Source organism: Amycolatopsis sp. lyj-112 (assembly GCF_046549055.1).
In the GTDB taxonomy this organism is placed as follows: Bacteria; Actinomycetota; Actinomycetes; order Mycobacteriales; family Pseudonocardiaceae; genus Amycolatopsis.
Genome location: NZ_JAJPWS010000003.1, coordinates 108,996 through 133,415 on the forward strand (window position 1 = coordinate 108,996; position 24,420 = coordinate 133,415).

General features: G+C 69.1%; 27 protein-coding genes. 17 read left to right on the forward strand and 10 right to left on the reverse strand.

Annotated features, from left to right (window positions below; all coding sequences use genetic code 11):
- Positions 1–34 precede the first annotated feature (34 nt).
- Both ACLJRL_RS12420 and ACLJRL_RS12425 read left to right on the forward strand, forming a co-directional pair.
- Entirely contained in the window at positions 35–1,633 is a 1,599-nt protein-coding gene (locus ACLJRL_RS12420; protein WP_410656279.1) for a M20/M25/M40 family metallo-hydrolase, read from the forward strand.
- 207 nt (positions 1,634–1,840) lie between these two features.
- Complete coding sequence (locus ACLJRL_RS12425; RefSeq protein ID WP_410656280.1) at positions 1,841–2,896, forward strand: chitinase; 1,056 nt, start codon at positions 1,841–1,843, stop codon at positions 2,894–2,896.
- A gap of 49 nt (positions 2,897–2,945) precedes the next feature.
- On the opposite strand, the gene ACLJRL_RS12430 is transcribed toward ACLJRL_RS12425, so the two are convergent.
- A complete protein-coding gene (locus ACLJRL_RS12430; RefSeq protein WP_410656281.1) occupies positions 2,946–3,719 on the reverse strand; it encodes a DUF3152 domain-containing protein in 774 nt (257 codons plus the stop codon).
- Positions 3,720–3,825: 106 nt separating this feature from the next.
- Between ACLJRL_RS12430 and ACLJRL_RS12435 the strand changes: the two genes are divergently transcribed.
- Complete coding sequence (locus ACLJRL_RS12435) at positions 3,826–5,082, forward strand: helix-turn-helix domain-containing protein (protein ID WP_410656282.1); 1,257 nt, start codon at positions 3,826–3,828, stop codon at positions 5,080–5,082.
- 208 nt (positions 5,083–5,290) lie between these two features.
- A complete protein-coding gene (locus ACLJRL_RS12440; RefSeq protein ID WP_410656283.1) occupies positions 5,291–6,547 on the forward strand; it encodes a DUF222 domain-containing protein in 1,257 nt (418 codons plus the stop codon).
- An 81-nt stretch (positions 6,548–6,628) separates the two neighbouring features.
- Here the strand turns inward: ACLJRL_RS12440 and dapE are convergent, their stop codons facing one another.
- Complete coding sequence (dapE, locus tag ACLJRL_RS12445; RefSeq protein ID WP_410656284.1) at positions 6,629–7,702, reverse strand: succinyl-diaminopimelate desuccinylase; 1,074 nt, start codon at positions 7,700–7,702, stop codon at positions 6,629–6,631.
- A gap of 48 nt (positions 7,703–7,750) precedes the next feature.
- Here dapE and ACLJRL_RS12450 point away from each other — a divergent pair, with 48 nt between their 5' ends.
- The 3 genes from ACLJRL_RS12450 to ACLJRL_RS12460 all read left to right on the forward strand — a co-directional run bounded on the left by ACLJRL_RS12450 (position 7,751) and on the right by ACLJRL_RS12460 (position 10,256).
- A complete protein-coding gene (locus tag ACLJRL_RS12450; RefSeq protein WP_410656285.1) occupies positions 7,751–8,140 on the forward strand; it encodes a hypothetical protein in 390 nt (129 codons plus the stop codon).
- 28 nt (positions 8,141–8,168) lie between these two features.
- The gene (dapD, locus tag ACLJRL_RS12455) at positions 8,169–9,155 is read left to right on the forward strand and encodes a 2,3,4,5-tetrahydropyridine-2,6-dicarboxylate N-succinyltransferase (protein ID WP_410656286.1); all 987 of its coding nucleotides are present in this window, start codon (positions 8,169–8,171) and stop codon (positions 9,153–9,155) included.
- Positions 9,156–9,272: 117 nt separating this feature from the next.
- The gene (locus tag ACLJRL_RS12460; RefSeq protein ID WP_410656287.1) at positions 9,273–10,256 is read left to right on the forward strand and encodes a CHAD domain-containing protein; all 984 of its coding nucleotides are present in this window, start codon (positions 9,273–9,275) and stop codon (positions 10,254–10,256) included.
- Here ACLJRL_RS12460 and ACLJRL_RS12465 read toward each other — a convergent pair.
- Positions 10,243–11,649 carry an FAD-dependent monooxygenase gene (locus tag ACLJRL_RS12465; protein ID WP_410656288.1) on the reverse strand — a complete coding sequence of 469 codons (1,407 nt, stop codon included), beginning with the start codon at positions 11,647–11,649 and terminating at the stop codon, positions 10,243–10,245. The two genes, ACLJRL_RS12460 and ACLJRL_RS12465, sit on opposite strands and share 14 nt — an antisense overlap.
- 92 nt (positions 11,650–11,741) lie before the next feature.
- Here ACLJRL_RS12465 and ACLJRL_RS12470 point away from each other — a divergent pair, with 92 nt between their 5' ends.
- Positions 11,742–12,350, forward strand: coding sequence for a TetR/AcrR family transcriptional regulator (locus ACLJRL_RS12470; RefSeq protein ID WP_410656289.1), 609 nt, complete (start codon positions 11,742–11,744; stop codon positions 12,348–12,350).
- A gap of 6 nt (positions 12,351–12,356) precedes the next feature.
- Here the strand turns inward: ACLJRL_RS12470 and dapC are convergent, their stop codons facing one another.
- The 3 genes from dapC to ACLJRL_RS12485 form a co-directional block, all read right to left on the reverse strand.
- On the reverse strand, positions 12,357–13,448 hold the full coding sequence (gene dapC, locus ACLJRL_RS12475; protein WP_410656290.1) for a succinyldiaminopimelate transaminase: 1,092 nt from the start codon (positions 13,446–13,448) through the stop codon (positions 12,357–12,359).
- Positions 13,445–13,765, reverse strand: coding sequence for a ferredoxin (gene fdxA, locus ACLJRL_RS12480; RefSeq protein WP_410656291.1), 321 nt, complete (start codon positions 13,763–13,765; stop codon positions 13,445–13,447). The genes dapC and fdxA overlap by 4 nt, the downstream gene beginning before the upstream one ends.
- A 108-nt stretch (positions 13,766–13,873) precedes the next feature.
- Positions 13,874–14,068: a hypothetical protein gene (locus ACLJRL_RS12485; RefSeq protein WP_410656292.1), complete on the reverse strand. Its 195-nt coding sequence runs from the start codon at positions 14,066–14,068 to the stop codon at positions 13,874–13,876.
- A gap of 52 nt (positions 14,069–14,120) precedes the next feature.
- Between ACLJRL_RS12485 and ACLJRL_RS12490 the strand changes: the two genes are divergently transcribed.
- From ACLJRL_RS12490 to ACLJRL_RS12520, 7 genes are all read left to right on the forward strand, one after another.
- On the forward strand, positions 14,121–14,855 hold the full coding sequence (locus ACLJRL_RS12490) for a GNAT family N-acetyltransferase (RefSeq protein WP_410656902.1): 735 nt from the start codon (positions 14,121–14,123) through the stop codon (positions 14,853–14,855).
- On the forward strand, positions 14,852–15,850 hold the full coding sequence (gene cofD, locus ACLJRL_RS12495; protein ID WP_410656293.1) for a 2-phospho-L-lactate transferase: 999 nt from the start codon (positions 14,852–14,854) through the stop codon (positions 15,848–15,850). The genes ACLJRL_RS12490 and cofD overlap by 4 nt, the downstream gene beginning before the upstream one ends.
- Positions 15,786–17,195: a coenzyme F420-0:L-glutamate ligase gene (locus tag ACLJRL_RS12500; RefSeq protein WP_410656294.1), complete on the forward strand. Its 1,410-nt coding sequence runs from the start codon at positions 15,786–15,788 to the stop codon at positions 17,193–17,195. Before cofD ends, ACLJRL_RS12500 begins: the two co-directional genes overlap by 65 nt.
- Positions 17,192–17,737 carry an NUDIX hydrolase gene (locus ACLJRL_RS12505; RefSeq protein ID WP_410656295.1) on the forward strand — a complete coding sequence of 182 codons (546 nt, stop codon included), beginning with the start codon at positions 17,192–17,194 and terminating at the stop codon, positions 17,735–17,737. The genes ACLJRL_RS12500 and ACLJRL_RS12505 overlap by 4 nt, the downstream gene beginning before the upstream one ends.
- 27 nt (positions 17,738–17,764) lie before the next feature.
- A complete protein-coding gene (locus ACLJRL_RS12510; RefSeq protein WP_410656296.1) occupies positions 17,765–18,373 on the forward strand; it encodes a hypothetical protein in 609 nt (202 codons plus the stop codon).
- Between the two features lie 86 nt (positions 18,374–18,459).
- Entirely contained in the window at positions 18,460–18,810 is a 351-nt protein-coding gene (locus tag ACLJRL_RS12515; protein ID WP_410656297.1) for a GntR family transcriptional regulator, read from the forward strand.
- Between the two features lie 42 nt (positions 18,811–18,852).
- The gene (locus ACLJRL_RS12520; RefSeq protein ID WP_410656298.1) at positions 18,853–19,071 is read left to right on the forward strand and encodes a hypothetical protein; all 219 of its coding nucleotides are present in this window, start codon (positions 18,853–18,855) and stop codon (positions 19,069–19,071) included.
- 1 nt (position 19,072) lies between these two features.
- Here the strand turns inward: ACLJRL_RS12520 and ACLJRL_RS12525 are convergent, their stop codons facing one another.
- Together ACLJRL_RS12525 and ACLJRL_RS12530 are read right to left on the reverse strand one after the other, a co-directional pair.
- A complete protein-coding gene (locus tag ACLJRL_RS12525; RefSeq protein ID WP_410656299.1) occupies positions 19,073–19,969 on the reverse strand; it encodes a DNA-3-methyladenine glycosylase family protein in 897 nt (298 codons plus the stop codon).
- A 2-nt stretch (positions 19,970–19,971) separates the two neighbouring features.
- Positions 19,972–21,051 carry a sugar phosphate nucleotidyltransferase gene (locus ACLJRL_RS12530; RefSeq protein WP_410656300.1) on the reverse strand — a complete coding sequence of 360 codons (1,080 nt, stop codon included), beginning with the start codon at positions 21,049–21,051 and terminating at the stop codon, positions 19,972–19,974.
- Positions 21,052–21,192: 141 nt separating this feature from the next.
- Between ACLJRL_RS12530 and ACLJRL_RS12535 the strand changes: the two genes are divergently transcribed.
- On the forward strand, positions 21,193–21,705 hold the full coding sequence (locus tag ACLJRL_RS12535; protein WP_410656301.1) for a hypothetical protein: 513 nt from the start codon (positions 21,193–21,195) through the stop codon (positions 21,703–21,705).
- An 81-nt stretch (positions 21,706–21,786) separates the two neighbouring features.
- Here the strand turns inward: ACLJRL_RS12535 and ACLJRL_RS12540 are convergent, their stop codons facing one another.
- Positions 21,787–22,827: a serine hydrolase domain-containing protein gene (locus tag ACLJRL_RS12540; protein WP_410656302.1), complete on the reverse strand. Its 1,041-nt coding sequence runs from the start codon at positions 22,825–22,827 to the stop codon at positions 21,787–21,789.
- Positions 22,828–22,885: 58 nt separating this feature from the next.
- Positions 22,886–23,749: a glycosyltransferase family 2 protein gene (locus tag ACLJRL_RS12545; RefSeq protein WP_410656303.1), complete on the reverse strand. Its 864-nt coding sequence runs from the start codon at positions 23,747–23,749 to the stop codon at positions 22,886–22,888.
- 323 nt (positions 23,750–24,072) lie between these two features.
- Between ACLJRL_RS12545 and ACLJRL_RS12550 the strand changes: the two genes are divergently transcribed.
- Positions 24,073–24,372 carry a hypothetical protein gene (locus ACLJRL_RS12550; RefSeq protein WP_410656304.1) on the forward strand — a complete coding sequence of 100 codons (300 nt, stop codon included), beginning with the start codon at positions 24,073–24,075 and terminating at the stop codon, positions 24,370–24,372.
- Positions 24,373–24,420: the final 48 nt, after the last annotated feature.

Below are 24,420 nucleotides of genomic sequence, written 5' to 3' on the forward strand. Positions count from 1 at the left end.
TTCACGGACCACTATCAGGAAGGAACCCCCAAGCATGAAGTGGGGAAAGCGAATAGGAGCGGCTGTCGCGGGCATGGCCGCCGTGCTGGGCGTCGTGACGGCGCCCGCGCAAGCGGTGACGGCCGAGACCATCCTGGCCGCGCCGGACATCTCGCTCGCCAACGTCAAGTCGCACCTGAGCGCGTTGCAGACGATCGCCAACCAGAACGGCGGCAACCGCGCCTCCGGAAGGCCGGGCTATCCGGCGTCGGTGTCCTATGTGGCGCAGAAGCTGCGCGACGCCGGGTACAACGTGACCCTGCAGACGTGCACGACCTGCGCGGGCCAGAACCAGAACGTGATCGCCGAATGGCCGCAGGGTGACGCCAACCAGGTGATCATGCTCGGCGCGCACCTCGACAGCGTCGCGGCCGGCCCCGGCATCAACGACAACGGTTCGGGCTCCGCCTCGATCCTCGAAGTCGCGCTGACCCTGGCGCGGGAGAACCCGACGCTGGCCAAGCGCGTCCGCTTCGGCTGGTGGGCCGACGAGGAGTCGGGCCTGCGCGGATCCAAGTACTACGTCAACAACCTGCCCGCCGCCGAGCGCACGAAGATCAAGACCTACCTGAACTTCGACATGATCGGCTCCGACAACTGGGGCTACTTCGTCTATGACGACGTCGCTTCGGTCAAGGCGATGTTCGACGAGTACTTCACTTCGATCGGCATCCAGACCGAGGGCGACTCGGAGGGTGACGGCCGTTCGGACCACGCGTCGTTCAAGAGCGCGGGCATCCCGGTCGGTGGTCTCGCGACCGGTGCGGGGTACACGAAGAGCGCCGCACAGCGGACGAAGTGGGGCGGCACCGCCGGTGCGCCGTTCGACAGCTGCTACCACCGCGCCTGCGACACGCTGTCCAACATCCCGGACACCCCGCTGGAGAAGAACAGCGACGCGATCGCCTACGCGCTCTGGAAGCTCGCCGTCACCACACCGACGGGTCCCGACTTCTCGCTCGGCCTCTCCCCGGCCTCCGGCACCGTCCAACCGGGACAGTCTGCGACCGTCACGGTCAACACCGCGACGACTTCCGGTGCGGCACAGGCGGTTTCGCTGAGCGCCAGCGGTCTCCCTGCGGGCGCGACCGCGACCTTCAACCCGGCTTCGGTACAGTCCGGCGCCTCCTCGACGCTCACCATCGCGACGTCGGCGAGCACGCCCAACGGTACGAGCACGATCACGGTGACCGGTGACGGCACTTCCGTCGACCGCACGGCGCAGTACACACTGACCGTCGGTACCGTCAGTGTGCGCACGTTCAGCAACGGCACCGACTTCGCGCTCAACGACTACGCGACGGTCAACAGCCCGATCTCCTCCAGCGCGACGGGTTCGGCCGTCACGCCGGTGAAGGTCACCGTCACCGGGACGCACACCTGCTCCGAGGATCTCCGGATCAGCCTGCGGGCACCGGACGGCAGCACGTACTCGGTCAAGCAGACCGGTTCCCTGCCGTGCACGAACCTCGGCACCAGGAACTACTCCGTCCCGGTCACCGGTGAAGCCGCCGCCGGTACCTGGACACTCGTGCTCTACGACGCCTACGCCCAGGACACCGGCACCCTGGACAGCTGGTCGATCACCGTCTGACCCCGGTCACGGAGGGCCATCTCACGGGAGCACCCGCTCTCGTGAGATGGCCCTTTTGCGTTCCACGATGAACATTTTCGGACAACTCTTCGATATCTGGTCTAGACCACCCGATCGTCGGTAGCGGCAGCGGGGTGACGCGACCTATGTTGAGCCGAACGGCCGCTTCCTGTTCACGCACAACCTCTTTCGAGATGGGAGCCGGGTATGTTCGGTCGCGTTTCACGCCTGCTCGCAATCGCCGGCACGGCGGTACTCGCCGTCACCTCGCTGGCCGTGCTGACCCCGGCCCAGGCCGCGGTGGACGCCGAGACCTGCGCCGTCAAGTCGAAACCCGCGGGCAAGGTCCTGCAGGGCTACTGGGAGAACTGGGACGGCGCGTCGAACGGCGTCCACCCGCCGATGGGCTGGATCCCGATCACCGACGCGCGGATCAAAGCCAACGGGTACAACGTGATCAACGCCGCCTTTCCGGTCATCCTGTCCGACGGAACGGCAAAATGGGAGGACGGCATGGACGCGACTGTGAAGGTCGCGACGCCGTCCGAAATGTGCGCCGCCAAGGACGATGGCGCCACGATCCTGATGTCCATCGGCGGCGCCACCGCGGGGATCGACCTGAACTCCGCCACCGTCGCCGACAAGTTCATCGCGACCATCGTGCCGATCCTGAAGAAGTACAACTTCGACGGGATCGACATCGACATCGAAACCGGTCTCGTCGGCAGCGGGAACATCGCCACGCTTTCGGCGTCGCAGAAGAACCTCATCCGCATCATCGACGGCGTGCTCGCCGCGATGCCGCCGAACTTCGGGCTCACCATGGCGCCGGAGACCGCGTACGTCACCGGCGGCAGCGTCGTCTACGGCTCGATCTGGGGCGCGTACCTGCCGATCATCAAGAAGTACGCGGACAACGGCCGCCTGTGGTGGCTGAACATGCAGTACTACAACGGAAGCATGTACGGCTGCTCCGGCGATTCCTACCAGGCCGGGACGGTGCAGGGCTTCGTCGCGCAGACCAACTGCCTCGACAAGGGCCTGGTGATCCAGGGCCAGACGATCCGCGTTCCCTTCGACAAGCAGGCTCCGGGACTGCCCGCGCAGGCCGGTGCCGGTGGCGGCTACATGTCGCCGAGCCTGGTTTCCCAGGCGTGGCGCAGCATTCCGTCACTGAAGGGCCTGATGACCTGGTCGATCAACTGGGACGGTTCGCGGAACTGGACGTTCGGGAAGAACGTGAAGTCGCTCCAGGGCCGCTAGACGTCCCGCCATTAGTCCTCTACTTGCGGTTGCAACCGCAAGTAGAGGACTAATGGCTGTCGGCGCGCGGGATCGGATCGTCGTACTCCCCCGAAGGTCCCGAGTGCTGGCTCCCGTCCGGATAGGGCCACGGGTTCGGCAGGCAGTCGTGCAGGCCGAGTGTCTGCTGCTGCATCACCGGCGCGAGGGCGCCCGGCGAGGGGCACCGCTCGTGTCCGCGTCCGAGCCGGTGCCCGACCTCGTGCGTGATCATGTACTGGCGATAGACCTCCAGCGACGCGCCGTAACCCGGGACGCCGTTCGCCCAGCGCGCGACGTTGAGGACGACGCTGTTCCCGTTGCGGCACGAGGTGTAGCCGTCCGGCCTGCCGCACAGCATGTCGCGCGTCGTCGGTGTCGCCAGGTAGATCGTGAAGTCGTACCGGCCTTCCGGGCCGACCCGCTGCAGCCGCCATTTCCCGCCGCCGGTCCAGCCGCGGACATCGCCGAGCGTGGCCTCGACGGCGGTGGCGAATGCGGCCGGGGTGACGCCGCCGATGTCACCTTCGATCGCGATGCGGTAGCGCAGCAGGCGCCCCGCCTGACCGACGACCGGGCCTTCGCCGGTGGGGAAGAGCCACTGGCCCGACCCCGCCTGCGGGAACGTGATCTCGGCGGCCGGGGGTGCCTTCATCGGACGCGGTACCGGCGAGGACGACGGCGCCGAGAGCGCCACGGAGGGGAGGGTGACCGGCACCGGCGTCGCGGCGGGAGGAGCGATCGAGTGCGCTTCGCAGCCGGCCACCGCCAGCGCGCACACGACCAGGGCCGAGGCCCACCGCACGGTCAGACGTTTTCGGGTCACAAGGGTAGATACGGACCGGAGGCCGGAGAAGTTGTAAGACCGCGTGCACAACCTTCCGGCGCGCTCGCCCGTATCGTTCTGGAATATGGGCGAGGAGGTCGGCGGACGACTGCGGCGGCTGCGCGCCGAACGCGGCCTCACCCAGCGCGAACTCGCCGAGCCGCACTACACCGCCGCCTACGTTTCGTCCGTCGAAACGGGCGCGCGGACCCCGTCCGGTGACGCGTTGCGCCACTTCGCCGCACGTCTCGGGCTGGACGCCGGCGAACTGCTCGGCGTGGATTCGCCACGCGACGCCGTCCGGCTCGACCTGGACATCGCGACGACCGCGCTGGACTTCCTCGCGGGCCGGGGCTCGGCGCCGAAGATGCGACGGCTGGCGCGCGCGGCGGAGCAGATCGGGCGGACCCGCCAGGCCGGGCTCGCCTGGCTGTGGCTCGCGCGGAACACCCCCGGCGACACCCGGCCGCGGCTGGTGGCGGCCGCCGAAGCCGCGCTCGGCGGCGACATCCCGCCGTACCGCGACCTGGCCGTCGCGCTGCGGGCGAGTGTGCTGATCGGCTGGGGCGAGCCGCACCACGCGATGCACCTGCTCCGGACGTCGCTCGACGCGAGCCTCGCCGGCCATCCGCATCCCGTGCTCCTGCTGACGCTGCACGCCTTCCTCGCCGAGGGACACCTCCACCTCGGTGAGACCCTCCCGGCCGCGCATCACGCGAGCGAGGCACTGCGGCTGGCGCGCGGCAGCGAGGAGATCCTGGCCGAGCTCACCCGGAACCAGCACCGGCTGGCCGAGTTCTACCTCGCCGAAGGCCGGGTGGCCGACGCCGTCGCCGCCGTGTCGGTCCTGCACGACCTGCTCCACGAACGCGCCTTGCGGCCGGTGCTGGCACGCTGCCTCTTCGCGCGGGCGATGGTCCGGCGGGCCGACGACCCCGAAGGCGCTCTCACGGACCTTCGCGCGTCTCGGGCTGCGGTCCCCGACCACGCCGTCACCCTGGAACTCGCCGACGTCAGCCGCGAACTCGGGCGCCTCGACGACGTCGCCGCGCTACTCACCGAAGCCGCCGAAGCCATCCCGCCGGACTCGCCGCACTCCGCGTCACTCACGTTCCAGCAGGGCTCGCTAGCTCTGGCGCGCGGAGACCTCGAAGCGGCCGAAGCGGGCTTCGCTCACGCCATCGACGTCGCGGCCCTTCGCGACGCTCGCGGCGTCCTGGCCGCTTCGGTGGACAAGGCCGGACAACTGCTTCGCGACCAAGGACGCGTCGAAGAGGCGGCCGACCTGCTGCGGCGCGGACTGCTCCTGTTGGGCGCCGAAGAAGACCAGCCTGGGCGGTAGCCGGTCGTGAGTGGCGATTCGGGTGCACCAGCCACGTGCGAATTCGACAAGGGGCCAAGTACTTGCGGTATACATTTCCGCGTAAGCGCGCTTCGTGCACGTAGGACGCTACGCGACTTCCCAGATTGCCCTTTCGGGTGATTCCAGCGTCTTAAATACCTTGCGATTTAGATAGAACACGCGTTCGAATTCTGGTAGCGTTGATGCTGTGACCAGCACTGATGTTCCCGAGTCGACGCGCCACGAATGGTGGCGCGTCGACAAGAACATGCTGCTGGCACGGACAGTGGACATCGAAGTCGCGGCCCGGAAACTGCTGGCCGAGCAATACGAGGTATATGCCGAAATTCATCGGCGCGGGCTGCGGGGAGTCACCGGACACGATTCACTGGCCGGGTTGATCGAGGAAGACCTGCGCCTGACCCCCGCCGATGCGAAAGCCCGTGCCGAACGGGTGCTGGCGTTGCATCCGACACCGACGTTCACCGGTCAGGATGTGCCCGCGGTGGCTCCGTTGGCGGCTGTGGCCGCTGCCGAGGGCGCGGTGGGTGGTGCCCAGCTCGACCCGATCATCCGCACCCTCACCCAGATCCCCGCCACCGTGCCTGAGGAGGAGGTGCGGGCCGGGGAGAAGATCCTGGTCGACCTTGCCCGGGTCGCCGGGCCGAAAGCAGTCGCCCGGGCCGGACGTGACCTGCTCGCCCGCCTGGATCCTGACGGGAAAGAACCGAAGGACGATGACCCGAAACCGGCCCGCCCGGAGTTGAAGTTCGTCCATCACCGGGACGGCAGCCTCGGTGTGGTCGCCACCGTCGACCAAGAGATCTACGCCCGGTTGAGGACCGACCTCGATCCCCTGGCGAAACCCCACAAGGCCGAAGACGGCGAACGCGATCCGCGGACCCAGGCCGAACGGTACGGAGACGCGTTCGGTGACTACATACGCATGAAGACCGCCAGCCCCGACTTGCCGGGTCAGGCGGGGGAATCCACCCACATCTTGATCACCATGTCGTATGAAGACCTGATCCGGGACCTCGGATCGGCACAGCTGGAGTTGGCCGGGCCGCTTAACGCCACCGACGCGAGGATCCTGGCGTGTGACTGCCGCATCCGACCCGTTGTCCTCGGCAAAGCCGGGGAGCCGTTGGACGTGGGACGCAGTGCCCGCACCGTCACCGTCCCGCAGAAATACGCGTTGACCGCCCGCGACGGGGGTTGCGCCTGGCCCGGCTGCGATATGCCGGTGTTCCGCTGCACCGCCCATCACATCGTCATGTGGCGACACCACGGCGAAACAAAGATCGACAACCTCGTCCTGCTCTGCGGACGCCACCACAAACTCATCCACAGCAGCCAATGGAAAGTCCACATCACCCAAGACGGACTCCCCGAATTCACCCCACCCGCCTACCTCGACCCCACACAGACCCCACGCCGGAACACCCTGCACCTACGGATCTGAAAGACGTCACCGATAGGGACCGGCGGCGACAGCAAAGGTCCCTTGCTCTCTTTTCCCAGGTCAGCGCCAGGTCAGTGCGGGTCAGCTGAGGAAGTCGCGCAGCACCGTGGCGACCTGCCGGATCTCCCCGGCCCGCACGTTCTCCTGCCGCGTGTGCGCCAGCGTCGGGTCGCCCGGCCCGAAGTTCACCGCGGGAATCCCGAGAGCCGCGAAGCGCGCGACGTCGGTCCAGCCCAGCTTCGCGACCGCCTTGCCACCGGCCGCCGTGACCAGTTCGGCCGCGGCGGGAGCGCTCAGCCCGGGGAGTGCTCCTGGCGACAAGTCGACGACCTTGACGTCGTAGCCCTCGAAGACCTCACGGAGGTGGGCCTCCGCCTGCGCGCCGTCGCGGTCGGGGGCGAACCGGTGGTTGATCGTGAGCACGGCTTCGTCCGGCACGACGTTGCCCGCGACGCCGCCGCCGATCTTGGTGGCCTGCAGGCCCTCGCGGTAGGTGAGGCCGTCGATGTCGACCACGCGCGGCGTGTACTCGGCCAGCCTGCGCAGGGGTTCGGTGAGGCCGTGGATCGCGTTGACGCCCATCCAGCCGCGCGCGGTGTGCGCCCGGACGCCTTCGACGCGGATCTCGATCCGCATCGTGCCCTGGCAGCCCGCCTCGATCCCGCCGTTCGAAGGCTCGCCGAGGATCGCGAGGTCGCCCTGCAGCCACTCGGGCAGCTCGCGCTCGATGCGGCCGAGGCCGTTCTTCACCACTTCAATCTCTTCGCAGTCGTAGAACACGAAGGTGATGTCGTGCTTCGGCTCGCGTAGGGCGGCGGCGAGGTGCAGGAAGACGGCGTCGCCGCTCTTCATGTCGACGGTGCCGAGACCGTGCAGGATCTCGTCGTCACCGGTCCCCTCGCGGCGCACCGGCATGTTCTCGTTGACCGGAACGGTGTCGAGATGCCCGGCCAGCACCACGCGCGAAGGGCGGCCGAGGTTCGTGCGGGCGAGGACGGCGTCGCCGTTGCGGATCACCTCGAGATGCCCGGCCTGTGTCTGGAGCGCGGACTGCACGACGTCCGCGATCACCTTCTCCTCTTCCGAAACGCTGAAGATGTCCACCAGCGCGGCGGTGATCTCGACAGGGTCCGCGTGCAGATCGAGGGAAGGCATGCCCGCACCGTACCGCCGAGGCCGCCGGGCTACCGTGAAGGAGTGCGCATGCGAGCGATCTTGATCGCCCTACTCCTGGTGGTCGGCGGCTGCGGCTCGAGCGAGACCCCGGTGAAGGTGACGCCCACCCGCAGTACCGGGCCGGACGTGTTGCCGATCAAGCTCAAGGCGTTGACCACCGACCAGTGCTACCTGGCGCCGGCGACCGAGTCGCCGAAGGGCTGCCAGAAGTACGTCACCGAGGTCTCCGGCGCCGAGGGCAACATCCGCAAGCGCAGGCCGGACCTGGCGGCGAACACCACGGCCCTCGAACGCCCGATCACCGCGTTCCGCACCACGAACTGCCAGGACCAGGCGGCCGCCGGCGGTCCCTGCACCCAGGCTCTCGTCGACATGGCCGCGGCACTGACCGCGGTGAAGAGCCTCGTCGGCGGCTGACGCGGCTCACTGGGTTACCGTTCAGGGCGTGAGCGAGCAGACCCCTGATCCTGAAACGACCGGCGCCACCGGCGTCGGACTGGCCACCGTCACGACCGACGGAACGGTGCTGGACACCTGGTTCCCGCTGCCCAAGCTGACCGAGGGAACCGAGGACAAGCCCGGCACGGTGCGGCTGACCGCCGAAGAGGCCACCGATGCCCTCGGCGAGGCCGCCGCCGCGCAGCTCGGCCCGGACACCGATCGCGGTGTCGAGGTCGTCGCGGTCCGCACGACCATCACCCGCCTCGCCGACGCCCCCGGCGACACGCACGACGTCTACCTGCGTCTTCACCTGCTGTCGCACCGGATGGTCCGCCCGCACGGAGCGAGCCTCGACGGCCTCTTCGGCCTGCTGGCGAACGTCGTGTGGACCAACCACGGGCCGTGCCCCGTCGAGGGCTTCGAGGCGACCCGCCTGCGGCTGCGGTCACGCGGCAACGTCACCGTCTACAGCGTGGACAAGTTCCCGCGGATGGTCGACTACGTGGTCCCGGCCGGCGTCCGCATCGCCGACGCCGACCGCGCCCGCCTCGGCGCGCACCTGGCCAACGGCACCACGGTCATGCACGAGGGCTTCGTCAACTTCAACGCCGGCACGCTCGGCGCCTCCATGGTCGAGGGCCGGATCTCGGCCGGTGTCGTGGTCGGCGACGGCTCCGACGTCGGCGGCGGCGCGTCGATCATGGGCACGCTGTCCGGTGGCGGCAAGCAGACCATCTCGATCGGCGAGCGCTGCCTGATCGGCGCGAACGGCGGCGTCGGCATCTCGCTCGGCGACGACTCGGTCGTCGAGGCCGGCCTGTACGTCACGGCGGGCACGAAGGTCGTCTTCGAGGGCAAGGTCGTGAAGGCGCTGGAGCTGTCCGGCATCTCGGGCGCGGTGTTCCGCCGGAATTCCGGGACCGGCGCCGTCGAGGTCGTCGCGCGCACCGGTGTCGGCATCGAGCTGAACGCGGCCCTGCACGCCAACTGACCTGCGAAAAGAGAGCAAGGGACCTTTGCTGTCACTCTCCCCCGGAGAGCGGTAGCAAAGGTCCCTTGCTTCGTTCACGGCTCGGAGCACCTTGCCGGTTCACCTAGAATTCATTTTGTGACAGCCGAGACCCTGCCTCACAAGAACGCCCCTTCGACAACTCCGGCCGCACTCGGGCTCGGCGACCGTCCGGCGAAAGCCGGGCCGGGCGACCCGGCGGCCACCCACGTCCGGGTCAAACTCGACATCGAGATCCGCGCCCTGCTGGAGCACGAGCCGGGCACGAAATCCGGTGTCGACCCCGAGGACCTGCACCAGATGCGGGTCGCGCTGCGCCGCATGCGCAGCGTCCTGAAGCTTTCGGGCCGCCTCGTCGGCCCGGACGCCGAACCGGTGCGTGGCGAACTGGGCTGGCTCGGCCAGTCGCTCGGCGACGTCCGCGACTACGACGTCCTGATCGGGCATCTGCGGGAGGTCGTCACCGAGTTCGAGGTGCGCGACCAGCCCGCCGCGCGCCGCCTGGTGTCGAAGTTCGTCACCGAACGCGGGGTCGCGAAGCGGCGGCTGACCCGGGCGCTCGCCAGCCCCCGGTACACCTCGATGCTGCAGGACATCGGCCGCCTGGCCCGGCAGCCCACCGCCCTCGACGACTCCACTGTGGACTCTTCGAAATCCGACGGCCCCACCGCCGCCGACCTCGTCGCCGGGCTGGCGAAACCACATCGCAAACTCGCCAAGGCCGTCAAGGCGCTCCCGGCCGATCCCCCGGACGACGACCTGCACGCATTGCGCATCCACGGCAAGAAACTGCGCTACGCCGCCGAGATGGCCAAACCCGCCGCCAAGAAGAAGGAAGCGGCGCGGATCCAGCGGCTGATCAAGGCCACGAAGGACCTCCAGACCGTCCTCGGCGATCATCAGGACGCCTGCGTCGCCGCCGACCGTATGCGCGGTGTCCTGGACTCGGTCGACACCGACGTCGCCTTCATCGCCGGCCGGATCGCGGAGAAGGAACTGCTGCGCCGCGCCGGGGTCCGCGCCGTGTGGCGTCAGGTCTGGGCGGAGGTCGACGAGGCCGCCCGCGCGATCAGCCCGCGGTGATCGCCCGGACGTAACCGTCCGGGCGGATCAGCACCTGCCGCCCGTTCTCGGCCTCATACGCGGCGAAGGCGTGCCCGCCGACGTCCTCGAAGTCCACATCGGACAGTGCGCTGCCCGCGGGCAGGATCCGGCGCGCGCCTTCGGGAGCGGGACCGTCACCGAACACCAGCACCGTGACCTGCGGGCCGCGCATAAGCTCGAACAGCCGGACGGGTTTGCCGTTGGCGTCCGCCAGCGGCGCGTCCGGCGCGCGGTCGCCGGGCCGGATCCGCCCGATCGCCGCGGGTGCGAGCGGCCCGCCGCGGTAGCCGATGTCGAGCTGGCGGGTGTTCTCACCGCGCTCGTGGGCGTCTTCCGCGCCCTCGACGTACTTCTGGAGGATCTCGGTGCTGACCTTCAGCACGTGGGCCGCGACCCCGCGACGCTCGGGCTCGTAGCTGTCGAGCGCCTCGGGCGAGCCGTCGGCGAGCTTCCAGCCGAGGTTGTACCCGTCCTGCACGCCGGTGTTGAGCCCCTGCCCGCCGGTCGGCGGGTGGACGTGCGCCGCGTCACCGGCGAGGAACACCCGGCCGCTCCGGAACCGCTCGGCGAGCCGGATGTTCGGCCGCCACACCGTCGACCAGGCGAGGTCGTGCAGCCGGATCCCGCCGCCGGACAGCGCGTCGAGCCGGGTCTGGAGCGTGGTCAGCGAGGCCTCGACCTCCTCCTCCCCGAGCGGCGCGCCGAACTGGAAATGCGGCACCCCGGGCAGCGGTGTGAGAACGATCCCCGACATCGGGTTCTCGGGCTTCGCGAACCAGTGCCCGTACGCGCGATCGAGCCCCTCGGCCTGGACGTCGCCCAGCAGCATGCGGATCGCTTCGTCGGTGGTCCCCTCGAACGCGATGCCGAGGGCTTTGCGCACGAAGCTCTTCCCGCCGTCCGCGCCGACGAGGTAGTCGACCCGGACCCGCTCCCCGGGCAGTTCGGCCGTCACGCCGTCGGCGTCCTGCTCGAAGCCGAGCAACGGGGTGCCGAGCTCGGCCCGGACGCCGAACTCGGCGAGCCGGTCGCGCAGGATGCCCTCGGTCCGCGACTGGCCGAGGAACCAGCCGTTCGGGTAAGGCACGTCCGGTGTCGGCTCGGCGAGCTCGGCCATCATGCGCTCACCGACGACCTCGCCGCCCAGGTGGATCTTCAGCGGGACCGGCGCCTGCCCGGCGGCCAGCACCTGGTCGAGCACCCCGAGGTCCTCGAAGACCTCCAGCGTGCGGGGCTGCAGGCCGTCGCCGCGCGAGCCCTCGAAGAACGTCTCGTCCTTCTCCACGATCCGTACGCCGACGCCGCGGCGCGCGAGGTCGATGGCCAGCGTGAGTCCGGTCGGCCCGGCCCCCGCGATCAGCACCTCGGTCATCTCGGCCACTTCCCCTCAGTTGGGTGAATTATGATTCAGTGAATCTAAATTCACTATGACCGTTGCTAGCCTTCCGTGTCAAGGAGGTGCCCATGACGGCGACGAGCCGCAAGGAGAAGGCGGCGGAGACCGAGGCCGCGCTCAAGGACGCGGCGAAGCGCGTCTTCGCGGCGAAGGGGTACCTGAACACCAAGATCACCGACATCACCGCGGAGGCCGGGCGCGCGGCGGGGTCGTTCTACAACCACTTCGCGAGCAAGGAAGAGCTGCTCGAATCGCTCCTCGCCGACCTCGCGGCGGCCAGCGACGTCAACGCGTCGCAGGAAGGCCACAAAGCGGACTTCACCGACCCGGACGCGGTGCGCTGGCACGTCCGCGAGTACTGGAACTTCCACCGCGACCACGCCGCGACGATGCTCGCGCTGCGCCAGGCCGCGATGGTCAGCGACGACTTCGCGCGCACCCTCGCCCGGTTCGGCGCCGATCAGGCGGCCGACATCATCGGCCATCTCAGGTACATCACCGACGCGGGCTGGGAACTCCCCGCCTCGGAACGGCTTTCGCTCACGATGATGGCCGAACTGGCCAACGGCTTCGCGCACACGTGGCTGCTCGACAGCTCATCGGTCTCCGAAGAGGAGGCCATCGAGGCGCTCACGCGGTTCATCTACCGGGGTTTCACCGGCCGCGACGTGAGCTGAAGTACGTCAGGAGGCGAGGCGCTCCGCGGCCGCGTCGATCCGCTCGTCGGTGGCGGTCAGCGCGATCCGGACGTGCCGGCCGCCCGTCGGACCGTAGAAGGTGCCCGGCGCGGCGAGGATGCCGCGATCGGCGAGCCAGTCCACCGTGTCGTGGGCGCTTTCCCCGCGTGTGGACCACAAGTACAGCCCGGCCTCGGAGTGCGAGATCTCGAAACCGCTGTCCAGCAACGCCTTCCGCAGCACCAGACGGCGGCGCGCATAGCGTTCCCGTTGCAGGGCAAGGGCTTCGTCGTCCTTCAGCGCGGCGACCATGGCCTCCTGCACCGGACGCGGCACCATCATCCCGGAGTGCTTGCGGATCTCCAGCAGCCGGGCGACGAGCTTCGGGTCACCGGTGACGAACCCGGCGCGGTAGCTCGCGAGATTCGCCGACTTCGACAGCGAGTGGACGGCCAGCAGGCCGTCGAGGGAGCCGCCGCGCACGGACGGGTGCAGGATCGACACGGGCTCGTTTTCCCAGCCCAGCGCCAGGTAACACTCGTCGGAGACCACGACGACATCGCGTTCGCGTGCCCATTCGACGACCTTGCGCAGGTGCTCGACGCCGAGCACCTTGCCGGTCGGGTTGGACGGCGAGTTGAGCCACAGCATCGCCGGGCGCTGCGGGCCGAGCGCGACCGTGCTGTCCGCCCGCAGCAGCGAAGCGCCGGCGAGCAGCACCCCGACCTCGTAGGTCGGGTACGCCACCTCGGGGATGACGATGAGGTCGCCGGGGCCGAAGCCCAGCAGTCGCGGCAGCGCGGCGACCAGTTCCTTCGAGCCGATCGTCGGCAGCACGGCCTCGGCCGGGACACCCTCGATGCCGTGGCGCCGCGAAAGCGCGTCGATCGCGGCGGCCCTCAGCTCGGGAATCCCGTGCGTGGTCGGGTACCCCGGGATATCCGACACGGACGCGAGCGCCGCGCGGATGCTCTCGGGGACCGGGTCCACCGGCGTGCCGATCGACAGGTCGACGATGCCACCGGGGTGGGCCTGGGCCCTCGCCTTGACCTCGGCGAGGGAGTCCCAGGGAAAATCGGGGAGCACGACCCGGGTCATTCGCCCTGCGGGGGAAGGGCCTTGATGAAGGCGGGGTCGTGGCTGGTCTTACCGACCTTCGAGGCACCACCGGGCGAACCGAGTTCGTCGAAGAAGTCGACGTTCGCCTTGGTGTAGTCGTTCCACTCCTCGGGGACGTCGTCCTCGTAGTAGATCGCCTCGACGGGGCAGACCGGCTCGCAGGCACCGCAGTCGACGCATTCGTCCGGGTGGATGTACAGCATCCGGTCACCCTCGTAGATGCAGTCCACGGGGCACTCGTCGATACACGCCTTGTCGAGCACATCGACGCAGGGCTCGGCGATCACGTAGGTCACTGCGCACTCCTGCTTATCTCTGCTTCACCAGTCTGACGCGGACATTACGCGCCCGCGGGCGCGGCCGGCCCGGTTAGGCCACCCTTATCCGTACTCCGGGTATGGACCTCAGCGGTCCCGTCGGCGAGGCGGCGGAGTGGCCCTGCTGTCCCCCGTGATGACGAACTGCGGCGCGGCGGGTTTCGCCTTTTCGGTGTCCGCTTCCTCGACGGCCTTTTCCGAGTCCCAAGCCCGGTTGAAGCCGTCGGAGATCTCGCGGACCAGGTCTTCGTTGTGCCGGTCGTCCTTGCGCGCGATGCTCATCGGGTCCCTCCACTGCCTTCCTTGACACAATCTAACCGTGAACACTGCGGAATTGCTCGAGCTCACCTGCAGCCGGGCCTGGCCTCCCCTCGACGAAGCGCGGATCGGGGACTGGAGGCTGCGCTGGTCGGACGGCTTCACGGCTCGGGCGAACAGCGCCCTGGCGATCGGGGAACCGGGAAAACCGCTGCCAGCGGCCTTGAACGGGGTCTGTGACTTCGCACACGGTCGGGGGATCCCGGCGGTCGTTCAGGTGATCCAGGACACGTCCACCGAAGACGCCATCGCCGCGCAAGGGTGGGTCCACCATGTGGAACACCGGCCCGATCACGAGGTGCGCGTGCTGACCGGGCCGCTCCCGCACGGGACCTCGGCGGGAGCCGAGATCCTCGACGAGCCGACGTCCGGATGGTGGGAGCTGACCGCGGGCGGACCGGCGCCGACGGAGGCGCAGCGGTACGTCCTGAGCACCGGAAAGATCGGCTACGGCGTCGTGGACCTGGACGGCGGCACGGCCGGGGCGGTCCGCGGCGCGATCGTCGGCGAGTGGCTGCACGTCGCCCGGCTCGCCGTCCGGCCGGAGTTCCGCAGGCGCGGGCTGGCGAGCGGGCTGATGAACGCGGTGGGCGCCTGGGCCGCAGCACAGGGCGCGACGGGCATGGTGCTGCAGGTCGCGATGGGGAATCCCGGCGCGCTCGCGCTATACGAGGGCATGGGCTGTAGGGAGCACCACAGGTACCGCTACTGGGTGCCCGGTCCGGGCGCGTGCGAGGATCGCCTGTCGTGAAGGTTGTCGTTTTGGTCGGCGGAGTGGGCGGGGCCCGCTTCCTGCTGGGGGTCAAGCAAGTACTGGGTCTGCCCGCGACCGGTTCCGCGCCGGATTCGCCGCATACCGTGACCGCGCTGGTGAACACCGGGGACGACGTGTGGATGCACGGTCTGCGCATCTGCCCGGACCTGGACACCTGCATGTACACCCTGGGCGGAGGGATCGATTCCGAACGCGGGTGGGGGCACGCCGGCGAGACCTGGACGGTCAAGGAGGAACTCGCCGAATACGGCGCCGAGCCGACCTGGTTCGGGCTGGGCGACAAGGACATCGCGACGCATCTGATCCGTTCGCGGATGCTGCGCGCGGGCTATCCGCTGTCGCAGGTCACCGAGGCGTTGTGCGATCGCTGGAAGCCGGGCGTCCACCTGCTGCCGATGACGGACGACCGCGTCGAGACGCACGTCGTGATCGATGACCCCGAGAACCCCGAGCAGCGCAAGGCCATCCACTTCCAGGAGTGGTGGGTGCGCTACCGCTCCGAGCCGAAGGCGCATTCGATCATCGCCGTCGGCGCCGACGAGGCGAAACCGGCGCCGGGTGTGCTGGAAGCGATCGCGGGTGCCGACATCGTGCTGTTCGCGCCGTCCAACCCGGTGGTCTCGGTGGGCACCGTCCTCGGTGTCCCGGGGGTGCGTGACGCGCTGCGCAAGACGCGCGCCAAGGTCGTCGGCATCTCGCCGATCATCGGCGGGAAGGCGTTGCGCGGCATGGCCGACGCGTGCCTGAGCGCGATCGGCGTGGAGACCTCGGCCGAGGCTGTCGGGCGGCATTACGGGTCCCGCGAGGAATCTCCGGAAGGCGTGCTCGACGGCTGGCTGGTCGCCGAGGGGGAGACCGTCGACGTACCGGGGGTCGCCGTCCGCGACGTTCCCCTGCTGATGTCCGATGTGGACGCGACCGCGGCGATGGTGCGCGCGGCGCTGGATCTGGCCGGAGTTTCCGTTGACTGAACAGAAGCCGACTGATCACGCTTCCACGAAGATCGAGATCCTCCCGGTCGACGGCCTCCCGGAGTTCCGCCCCGGTGACGACCTGACCGGGGCCATCGTCGAGGCGGCCCCGTGGCTGCGCTCGGGCGACGTCCTGGTCGTCACGAGCAAGATCGTCTCCAAGGCCGAAGGCATGCTGATCCGCGTCCCGGCCGACCCCGAGGAGCGTGACGCCGCCCGGCGGAAGCTCGTCGAGGAGGAGTCTGTCCGCGTGATCGCACGGATCAACCGGACGGTGATCACCGAGAACAGGCTCGGCATCGTGCAGGCCGCGTCCGGGGTGGACGCGTCCAATGTGGCCTCCGGCGAGGTCGCGCTGCTGCCGTCCGATCCGGACGCTTCCGCGCTCGCGCTGCGGAACGGGCTGCGCGAGCGGCTGGGCGTCGAGGTCGCGGTCGTCGTCACCGACACCATGGGCCGCGCGTGGCGGGTCGGGCAGATCGACGCCGCGATCGGCGCGTCCGGCCTGCGGGTGCTGCATTCCTACGCCGGCGAGATCGACGGCCAGGGCAACGAACTCGCGGTCACCGAAGTGGCGATCGCCGACGAACTCGCGTCCGCGGCGGATCTGGTCAAGGGCAAACTCGGCGGGACCCCGGTCGCCGTCGTCCGCGGGCTGCGTTTGACCGATGACGGTTCCAACGCCCGGAAGCTGATCCGGCCCACCGAAGAGGACTTGTTCCGGCTCGGCACCAACGAAGCGATCGCGAAAGGCCGTCGCGAGGCGGTGCTCGCGCGGCGTTCGATCCGGTCCTTCACCGACGAGCCGGTCGATCCCGAGGTGCTGCGCCGCGCCGTCGGGACCGCGCTGACGGCGCCCGCGCCGCACCACACCAAACCGGTCCGGTTCGTGTGGCTGCGCGAGGAAGGCTTGCGCCGCAAGCTTCTCGACGCGATGAAGGCGTCGTGGCAGGCCGATCTCGGCGGCGACGACTTCACTCCCGAGCAGGTCGCGAAACGGCTCAGCCGCGGCGACATCCTCTACGACGCCCCCGAAGTCGTGGTGCCGTTCCTCGTCGCCGAGGGCGCGCACACCTACCGCGACGAGCGGCGGAACGCTTGCGAGCACACGATGTTCACCGTCGCGGGCGGGGCGGCGGTGCAAGGCCTGCTGGTCGCGCTCGCCGCCGAAGACCTCGGCTCGTGCTGGATCGGGTCGACCATCTTCGCCGCGGACGTCGTGCGCGAGGTACTCGGCCTGGACGACCGCTGGGAGCCGCTCGGCGCCGTCGCGATCGGACACCCGGCCGCTCTCCCTCCCGCCCGTGGCCCGGTCGAACCCGGTGAAGGACTTCTCGAGCTGTGACTCTGCATGACGACGTCGTGTCCACTTTGTCCGGCTGGCGACCGGTGGACGCCGCACAGGAATCCTTGCGCCAGGCCTATTTGGGCTTCCTCGCTGCCCGCGAGGACGTCTGCCGCCGTGAATGCGCGGCCGGGCACATCACCGCCTCCGCGGTACTTCTGGACGCCGACGGGGAAAACGTCCTGCTCACCCTGCACCCGCGAGTCGGACGCTGGCTTCAGCTCGGCGGGCACTGCGAACCGGAGGACAAGACGCTCGCCGCGGCCGCTTTACGTGAGGCCCGCGAGGAATCCGGGATCGACGACCTGGTGATCGCCCCGGTCCCGGTGCACCTCGACGTCCACCCGATCACCTGCTCGCTCGGCGTGCCGACCCGGCATTTCGACGTGCGTTTTTCGGTCCGCGCACCGCGTGGGGCGCAACCGGTCCAAAGCGACGAATCGGACGATCTTCGTTGGTGGCCGGTGAATTCTCTGCCGGAGGGGTCGGAAGATCTGACGGAACTGGTGGAAGCGGCCATCCCCGCGTCGTCCGGCCGTTAGGGTGTCGGCTGACATTAAGGGGGAATGATGCTGACGACGCTGACGCCATATCTGGACCGGGTCCGGGTGCACAGCAGCGGAGACGGCGACGGCGCCGGCTGGGTCCTGCTGATCCTGGCGATCATCATTATCATCATCGTGGTCGTGGTGATCATCGTGAAGGTCAATCAGGCGAAGAAACCGCCGATGTCCTTCCCGCAGAACCCGAACTTCGGCGGCGGCCCGGCTCCCGGCTTCCCGCCTCCTCCCCCGCCCGCGGGCGGCCCCATGCCGCAGGGCAACTGGCAACAGCCCCCGCCCGGCCCGCACCCCGGTTTCCCGCCGCCCGCGCCTTACGGCCAGGCGCCCGGCTTCCCGCCGCCTCCGGTCCCGGCCGGTTTCGCGCCGCAGCCCGGCAATCCCTTCGCCGGCGTCCCGGCGCCCGGGATGCCCCAGCCCGGATTCCCGCCGCCGCCTCCGCAAGCCGGGCCGCCGATCGACGGCAGCGCCGACCGCACGCAGGTCGTGTCCCGGCAGCAGCAGGCGGACGCCGGCGCCGATCGCACCCAGGTCGTCTCCCCCGCGGGCGGTGACCGCACCCAGGTGGTGCCCGGCGGCGCCGGTGACGCCACCCAGGTCGTCCCGCCCCGCTACTGAACCCCCGGCTGTCCGTGAAGGCCTCCTTCCCTACCCTCAGGGTCGTGAAGGGGGCCTTCACGGCATTACGAGCAGGGAGAAACCGCATGGTCAGGGTCGACCCGAACTCCCCGGTCCCGCCGTTCGAGCAGGTGCGGACCGCCTACGCGGCGCAGATCAACGACGGCACGCTGCCCGTCGGGGCGAAGCTCCCGACCGTGCGCAAACTGGCCGAGGACCTGGGCATCGCCCCCAACACCGTCGCCAAGGCGTATCGCGAACTCGAAGAAGCGGGCTTGATCGAGACCCGCGGCCGGGCCGGGACGTTCGTCGGCGCCGTCGGCGACCAGACTCGCGAGCGAGCCCGGCAGGCGGCCGCCGATTATGCGGCGCTGACCAGGAAACTGGGGCTCGACCGCGAAGAGGCGAAGGCGATCGTGGACGCCGCACTGGGCTGAACCAGTCCCGGCGCGGTTCGATCGACCGGTTAACCTCACGAAATGGGAGTCAACGTGCTGATGCTGCTGATCATCTTCCTGATCCTCGCCGGAGTGGGCGTGGGCATCTTCTTCCTGGTGAAGACCCTCACCAAACCGAAGCACCCGGTGTATCCGCCGCAGCAGTACCAGCAGTTCCCCCACCAGCAGTACCCGCAGCAGCCGCCGCAGTACCCCAGCCAGCAGCAGGGGCCCTACCCGCCGCAGGGCTGGGGCGGGTAGCTCACATGGCCCGGTAGTCGCGGAGTTCGATCTTCGGGCCGAATCTCGGACGCCGGAAGCCCGCCGCCGACAGGTAGCGCACGACGCGCTGCCGATGGGGTGAGTACGGCGCCAGTACCTCGGACATCGCCGCGTCGTCGAGTTTCGTCCCGACGAGCGCGTGACCCACCATCGAGGGAATGTTGTAGTCGCCGAAGCTCACCGCGTCCGGGTCGCCCCAGGCGCGCTGCGCGATCTCGGCCGCGGTCCACACGCCGATCCCGGGCACCTTCCGCAGCCAGGCCCGGCCTTCGACACCCTTGAGTTCGACGGCCTTCTCCAGCCGGTGCGCCACGCGGGCGGCGCCGAGCAACGCCGTCCGCCGCTTCAGGTCCACCCCGGCGCGATGCCATTTCCAGTCCACTATGGATCTGATGGCCACCGGCGTCGGCGGCACGCGCAACCTCGACGGCCCGGGCCCCGGCGCGGGCTCCCCGAACCAGCGGCACAGTTCACTCCACGATCGCAGCGCCTCCGTGCTGGTCACCTTCTGTTCCAGGACGGCGAGCACCAGCGCGTCCCACACCCGGCCGGTGGAACCCAGGCGCAGCCCCGGGTTGAGCCGGCGTGCCGAAGCGATGACGTCGTGGTGCGCCACGAATTCCGAGTCGTCGTCGTGCGCGCCCAGCATCGCCGGAACGCCGTCGAGCAGGCAGTCCGCGCCGGGCCCCCAGGCCTCCGCCTCGATCTCGCCGTCGGAGCGCCGCAGCAGCGCGAGCGTGCCCGCACCGTCCGCGGTGTTGGCGGCCAGCCAGGTGACGCCGCTCTCGGTGCGAGCGACGTTCGGCGACCGCGACCCACGGCTCAGCGGACCCAGAACCGAATCCAGGTCCAGCTCGAAGCCGGGGGTCCAGCGCATGGCTAGGCGTCGCTCGAGAACCGGACGCCGCCGTCGGGCAGCGTCACGCCGGGCCAGACGCGGGCGCCGTCGAGCAGTTCGCAGCCCGCGCCCACCGAAGCACCATCGCCGATCACGACGCCGCGAAGCACGGTTCCCGCGCCGACCTTCGCTCCGACGCCGAGCACCGACCGCTCCACGACGGCGCCTTCGGCTACCTCCGCGCCGTCGAAGACGACAGATCCGTCCAAGGTCACGCCGCTGCCGATCACCGCGCCCGTGCCGACCGTCGTACCGCCGCGCAGGACGGCGTCGACCGACACCTTGGCACCGTCGAGCACGAGGGCGTCACCGACCGGGCCCGGCAAGGCCGACGTCGGCGCCACCCCGCGGACGAGGTCCGAGCTGCCCCGGACGAACGCTTCCGGCGTGCCGACGTCGAGCCAGTAGGAGGAGTCCACGAAACCGTGGAGGTGCGCGCCGTTTTCGAGCAGGGACGGGAAGGTCTCCCGTTCGACCGAGACCCGGCGGCCGGTCGGGATGGACTCGATCACCTCGCGGCGGAAGACGTAGCAACCGGCGTTGATCTGGTCGGTGGGCGGGTTCGGCGTCTTCTCCAGGAAGGCCGTGACGCGGCCGTTCTCGTCGGTCGGGACCGAGCCGAACCGGCTGGGATCGGGCACGCGCTGCAGGTGCAGAGTCACATCGGCTCCGGATTCCGTGTGCGTCCGCAACTGTTCTCCGAGATCCGCTCCGGAGAGGATGTCGCCGTTGAAGACGATCACGTGGTCCGCGCGGAGCCGGTCGTAGACGTTGCGGATGGCGCCGGCCGTGTCGAGCGGCTCTTCCTCGACGACGTACTCGAGTTCGAGGCCGTGCGCCGACCCGTCTCCGAAATACTCCTCGAAAACTTCGGCTCGATACGAAGTTCCCAGTACAACGTGGGTGATCCCGGCCTCGCGGATACGCGAGAACAGGTGACTCAAGTACGGCGTACCCGCCGTTGGGAGCATCGGTTTCGGCGCCGAAAGGGTCAGTGGACGCAGCCGGGTTCCCTTCCCCCCGACGAGCACCACGGCATCGGCCTTGACCTCAGACGTCACAGAAAACTCCTCCTGTATCACGCGCCGCCGGACGACAAGCCGCGGGAAACCCTGACGGCGGCCGCCCCGAGGGCCTACCCTAGACAGCACACAGTCGGCCCTGAACCCAGAGGGCCCCAGGTCAGTCGGGAGGCCTAGGGGATGGACCCCCGTGCTCGGGCGGACGCCTTGCTCGCACGCGCCAGCGCGCGTGGAGCCTTCGTCGTGACACCGGACAACGCGACGTCGCCGATGGACTCCGCGAATACCCAGCAGATCCCCCGATCGGTGGTCGCGGAGATCGACCGTTCGTCGGACCCGGACACCACCACTCAGCTACCCGCGTCACTGATCGCGGAGAACGATCACCCGTTGGCGGGACCTGAGCCGACGACGCGGCTGGACATGGCACCAGTGCGGGCCGAAGGCTCGACGCGGCCCCAGCCGTATCCGCGCCAGCCTGCCTTGCAGCAGTACAACCCGACCCGGCCCTTGCCGCAGCCGACGACCCCGCTCACCCGAAGGCCTCCCGCCGCGCCGGTGCAGAGCCCGCTGATCGAGCGGCCCGAATCGGAGCAGGAGACCGCGGAGGCGGAGATCGGCGGCCTGGTGCCGACGGTCAAGCAGAACCAGGGAGGACGCTCGAACCTCTCGCGACGGCTGGACGGCATCTAGCCCTCGACCCCCAATGCTATGAACGGGCCTTTCCTTGCAAATTTTGCAAGGAAAGGCCCGTTCATAGCATTGGGGGGTACCTCAGGAAGCCCGGATCACCCGATCGATCTCCTGGATCGCCGCTCCTCCACCGTTGGTGGCGTTGGACAGCATCGCGACGTCCAGCCTCTCGGCCGGATAGTGCCGCGCGATCGAGCAGACGCCGATGTTCCCGCCGTCCTTGTAGTAGTTCCGCACCGCACCGTCGGAGTCCAGGACGAATTCGAGGCCGAAGCCGTACCAGACACCTTTGCTGTGCAGCACCTGCGGCATCAGGAACTGCTTCGTGCCCTCCGGCGTCAGAAGGCGCTCTTCCCGGACCGCCTGCAGGAAGCGGATGAGGTCGCCGACGGTGCAGTAGGCGCCTCCATCGGCTGAACCGATCGGCGGGTAACTGAAGATGTTCTGCCGCCAGCCGGCGACCCGCTCGCCGTCGTAGACCTGGTCCCAGCCCTCGGCGACCCTCGGCTGCGGGTCACGCCGGTCGAAGAAGCCGGAGTCCGCCATCCCGGCGCGATCGAGAACGGTCTCCCGGACGTGCTCCCGATACGGCCTGCCGGTGATCTCCTCGATCACCAGCCCGGCGAGGACGTAGCCCGAGTTGCAGTACCGGCAGCCCTCACCCGGCGCGAAATTCGGGGCCTTGTAAGCGAAATTGGGCAGGTGGTCGCGCGTGTTCACGACGGAGTACACCGGCTTGTCGATCCACAGCGCCTCGTAGCTCTCGCCCGCCTCCTCGTCGGCGTCGTCGGCGATCCCGGAGGTGTGCGTGAGCAGGTGGCGCGTGGTCGCCTTGGCCGCGATCGCCGTACCGCCGACGTCGATGATCTCGCCGATGGGGCGATCGAGGTCCAGCCGTCCCTCGTCGACCAGTTGCAGCGCGGCGACGGCGGTGAAGAGCTTCGTGATCGACGCCGTGTCGTAGCGGATGTCGGACGCGTTCGGCACCGTCCAGCGGCGGCTCGCCAGGCCGTACCCGCGCTCGAACAACGTCTCGTCGCCACGACGGATCAGGACCACGCCGGAGAACCGGTCTTCACGAGCGCGATCGATCAGCCAGGCGTCCAACTCCGGGAAGGTCATGCACCGACGGTAACGACGAGCCGGTGCCGGGTCGCGTGAGTTCCGTTGACCGGAACGGCTACTTCTTGCGCGTTTCCAGCTTGAGCCGCAGCGCGAGACCGGCCTTCACTGCCAGCAGGACCGGCTTCCACAGGAGGCCGCGGTGACGGTCCGCGAGGTAGCGGTAGGCACTGTCGTGATGCGCCCGCAGCATCTTCTCCGAAGCCTGCGACGTCGAATGCCCGCCGATGTGCATGACGCTGGACGAAGGCGCGTACACGTTCAGCCAGCCCGCGCGGGCGATACGATCGCCGAGGTCGACGTCCTCGAAGTACATGAAATACCGCGTGTCGAACCCGTCGACCGAGTCGAAGGCCTCGCGGCGGATCAGCTGGCACGAACCGGAAAGCCAGCCCGCCGTGCGCTCGACCGGGGTACCCGACTCCTGGCGGTACTGGCGCGTCCACGGGTTGCCAGGCCAGATCTTGCCGAACGCCGCGTGCCCGATCCCGCGGCCGAATGACGGCAGCAGCCGGGCCGACGGGTAGACGGTGCCGTCGAGATCGTGGATGAGCGGGCCGAACGCGCCGCCGCGCGGCCAGCGCCCGGCGACCTCCAGAAGCGCGTCGAGCGAACCGGGCTCCCATTCGAGGTCCGGGTTCACCACGACGATCCAGCCGTAGCTGTCGTCGAGTTCCGCGACGCCGCGGTTCGCGGCCGTGCCGTACCCGACGTTCTCGCCGATGCTGAGCAGCTTGACGTTCTCCCGGCGGGCGGCCTTCTCCGGCGCGCCGTCCGTGGAGTCGTTGTCCGCGACGACGACCTGGACGTCCCGGTCCGTCGCCTTTTCAAGCGTGTCGAGGAAGCGCTCGAGGGTTTCGCCGGGGAAGTACGTCACGGTCACGACGGCGAGCCCGTCGCCGTAGCTGGGGTGCTCAGTCACGCGGCCATTGTCCACCCGTCACCCAACGCGATTCCGGCCCCCACCCCCAGCGACACAAAGTGCAAGATCGCAACTGAGAGTACTCATCTAACTTCTTTCCGCAATCACGTCCGGGCAGAATGGACCGATGCCCGTGCACGCCTTCATCGATGAATCGGTGCGCGACCAGCGCTATCTCCTGTGCATGACCCTGGTCGCCCCGGCACAGCTTGCGCCCTCACGAAGAGAGCTGAACACATTGCTGCTGCCCGGCGCACGCGAGCTGCATTTCAAGAAAGAGAAGGAACCTCGTCGCAGGCGGCTGATCGACCGCATATCCGCCCTTGAAGTCGCAACAAGACACCCGGCAGAAATGCCTCGAACGCGCTGTCACCGATCTGCTTGCCAAAAGTGCTCATCGGCTGGTCCTCGACTCCCGGGACCATCGCGATCTCCATGATCGCAAGACCCTGCAGCTGACTCTCGGCCACCGCCCCTCGAAAACCGAGCTCACTTACGAGCACTTGAACTCGACCGCGGAACCACTGCTGTGGATTTCCGATGCGGTGGGGTGGTGTTTCGGTGCTGGCGGCAATTGGCGCCGCAGAGCGGGCCGGCTCATCGAGTCGGTCATCGACCTGTGAACAGCGAAAAGCCCGCGAGACGACCGTCCGGACGCGTCGCGGGCTCTC

Excerpts from the sequence above, each read along its gene's own strand:
- ACLJRL_RS12525 (WP_410656299.1), bottom strand. The coding sequence starts at position 19,969 with ATGCGCTGGACCCCCGGCTTCGAGCTGGACCTGGATTCGGTTCTGGGT.
- ACLJRL_RS12520 (WP_410656298.1), top strand. The coding sequence starts at position 18,853 with ATGGGAGTCAACGTGCTGATGCTGCTGATCATCTTCCTGATCCTCGCC.
- ACLJRL_RS12500 (WP_410656294.1), top strand. The coding sequence starts at position 15,786 with ATGTGGACGCGACCGCGGCGATGGTGCGCGCGGCGCTGGATCTGGCCG.
- ACLJRL_RS12540 (WP_410656302.1), bottom strand. The coding sequence starts at position 22,827 with ATGACCTTCCCGGAGTTGGACGCCTGGCTGATCGATCGCGCTCGTGAA.
- dapC (WP_410656290.1), bottom strand. The coding sequence starts at position 13,448 with ATGACCCGGGTCGTGCTCCCCGATTTTCCCTGGGACTCCCTCGCCGAG.
- ACLJRL_RS12485 (WP_410656292.1), bottom strand. The coding sequence starts at position 14,068 with ATGAGCATCGCGCGCAAGGACGACCGGCACAACGAAGACCTGGTCCGC.
- ACLJRL_RS12535 (WP_410656301.1), top strand. The coding sequence starts at position 21,193 with ATGGACCCCCGTGCTCGGGCGGACGCCTTGCTCGCACGCGCCAGCGCG.
- ACLJRL_RS12435 (WP_410656282.1), top strand. The coding sequence starts at position 3,826 with ATGGGCGAGGAGGTCGGCGGACGACTGCGGCGGCTGCGCGCCGAACGC.
- ACLJRL_RS12515 (WP_410656297.1), top strand. The coding sequence starts at position 18,460 with ATGGTCAGGGTCGACCCGAACTCCCCGGTCCCGCCGTTCGAGCAGGTG.
- ACLJRL_RS12510 (WP_410656296.1), top strand. The coding sequence starts at position 17,765 with ATGCTGACGACGCTGACGCCATATCTGGACCGGGTCCGGGTGCACAGC.
- ACLJRL_RS12470 (WP_410656289.1), top strand. The coding sequence starts at position 11,742 with ATGACGGCGACGAGCCGCAAGGAGAAGGCGGCGGAGACCGAGGCCGCG.
- ACLJRL_RS12420 (WP_410656279.1), top strand. The coding sequence starts at position 35 with ATGAAGTGGGGAAAGCGAATAGGAGCGGCTGTCGCGGGCATGGCCGCC.
- dapE (WP_410656284.1), bottom strand. The coding sequence starts at position 7,702 with ATGCCTTCCCTCGATCTGCACGCGGACCCTGTCGAGATCACCGCCGCG.
- ACLJRL_RS12450 (WP_410656285.1), top strand. The coding sequence starts at position 7,751 with ATGCGAGCGATCTTGATCGCCCTACTCCTGGTGGTCGGCGGCTGCGGC.
- ACLJRL_RS12425 (WP_410656280.1), top strand. The coding sequence starts at position 1,841 with ATGTTCGGTCGCGTTTCACGCCTGCTCGCAATCGCCGGCACGGCGGTA.
- ACLJRL_RS12465 (WP_410656288.1), bottom strand. The coding sequence starts at position 11,649 with ATGACCGAGGTGCTGATCGCGGGGGCCGGGCCGACCGGACTCACGCTG.